This is a genomic window from Streptomyces sp. MspMP-M5 (assembly GCF_000373585.1).
Classification (GTDB): domain Bacteria; phylum Actinomycetota; class Actinomycetes; order Streptomycetales; family Streptomycetaceae; genus Streptomyces.
This window is the reverse complement of the sequence record NZ_KB891862.1, coordinates 1-1,796: the sequence shown is the minus strand read 5'-3', so window position 1 is coordinate 1,796 and position 1,796 is coordinate 1. Positions and strand designations below refer to the sequence as shown.

Annotated in this window: 2 protein-coding genes; both read left to right on the top strand. The window is 70.4% G+C overall.

Annotated elements, in window-relative coordinates:
* Positions 1-807: heavy metal-binding domain-containing protein (locus tag B073_RS39250; RefSeq protein WP_018537229.1), on the top strand; the 807-nt coding region annotated here is incomplete at its 5' end.
* A 148-nt stretch (positions 808-955) separates the two neighbouring features.
* Positions 956-1,789, top strand: a complete 834-nt coding sequence (locus B073_RS0106240) for a heavy metal-binding domain-containing protein (RefSeq protein ID WP_018537228.1) — start codon at positions 956-958, stop codon at positions 1,787-1,789.
* Positions 1,790-1,796 lie beyond the last annotated feature (7 nt).

The following is a 1,796-nucleotide window of genomic DNA, read 5'->3' as shown; positions in this document are numbered from 1 at the left end:
GAGCCGGTCGGGCAGGTGCTGGGCTCGGCCGTGTACCACGTGGCGGGCGGGGGGACCCGCTGGCGCTACTACGACTGCGGCTACCGGTACGCCACGTGGTCCGGGGGCAGACATGAGCCCGCGCCGGTCGCCGTCTCCGGCCAGGGCGCGGCCTCCAAGGCGCTGGTCGACGTGCTGCTGTCGGCACGGCACGCGGCACTCGCGCGGATGACGGCGGAGTGCACGGCACTCGGCGGCGACGGTGTGGTGGCCGCCGACCTCACCATGGCACCGTTCCCGTCCGCTCCCCACTGTTTCGAATTCCAGGTGATGGGCACTGCCGTCCGGGCACAGGGGGAGGTGCGCCCGCAGCGCCCCTTCACCACACACCTGGACGGCCAGGGGTTCGCCAAGCTGATCGCCGCGGGCTGGGTGCCGGTCGAGCTGCTGGTGGGGCTCGCCATCGGCACCCGCCACGACGACTGGACGACGCGTCGACAGAAGTGGTTCGGGGCCGGCAATCAGGAGGTCACCGGCTGGAGCCAGCTGGTCGCGGCGACCCGTCATGACGCCCGCGCACGGATCGGTGAGCAGGCGTGGTCCACGGGGGCGGACGGCGTGGTACTGGGCGACAGCCGACTACGGATATGGCAGGAGACCTGTGTCAGGGCGCGCAGACGCAACAACGACTCCGACCAGAAGGACCATGTCGCCGAGGCGACACTGATCGGCACGGCCGTGGCCGGTTTCACCGTGCGCCAGGCGCCGCCGCGCACGCTGACGATGATGTCGCTGGATCCGCAGCGACGCCGCGCACGGCCGGTGTGAGCGCGCACCCCACCGCCGGAGGCCGTTGCCCACCCTCGCGCTCTCGCCCCCGCCCCCCTCCCCATCTCCCTTCCGACATCCGCCTACCGCCCTCCGTCCCTCACCATCCACCCGTCACCATCAGGTACTTTCACGAGGGGAACCGCTCATGACCGCCACCGATCCGACCTCCCAGGGCGTCCCGGCCGATGCGATGCGGCGGCTGGCCGAACTCCAGCCGGGCAGGCCGGGGTCGATCTTCACCAGTGACCTGACGGTCAACGAGTTCCTGCTCGTGCGCGAGGCGGGGTTCCGCCCGCTCGGCCTGGTCCTGGGCAGCTCCATCTACCACGTGGGCATCCAGCTGGGCCGCTGGGGGAAGAACCAAGAGCTCACGACGTTGAGCCAGGCCATGTACCACGCCCGGGAGCTGGCCATGACGCGGATGGAGGCCGAGGCGGCGCAGCTCGGAGCCGACGGCATCGTGGGAGTGCGGCTCTCGGTCGAGGCACGGGAGTTCGGCACCGACATCGCCGAATTCATCGCCATCGGCACCGCCGTCAAGGCCGACGCGCCCGCGCCCGGCGGCAACGGCAGCTGGCGCAACATCAAGGGCCAGCCCTTCACCTCCGACCTGAGCGGACAGGACTTCTGGACCCTGGTCCGCGCCGGATACGCCCCGCTGGGCATGGTGATGGGCACCTGCGTCTACCACATCGCCCACCAGAAGATCGGCTCGGTGTTCTCCAACATCGGCAAGAACGTGGAGATCGAACCGTTCACCCAGGCCCTCTACGACGCGCGGGAGCTGGCGATGGAGCGGATGCAGCGGGAGGCGGAGGAACTGCACGCGGAGGGCATCGTCGGCGTCCAACTCAACTCGCACAACCACCGCTGGGGCGGGCACACCACCGAGTTCTTCGCCGTCGGCACCGCGGTGCGGCCGCTGCGCGACGATCATGTCATCGAGCGTCCGACGATGGTGCTGAGCCTGGACGGCTGAGCACCCC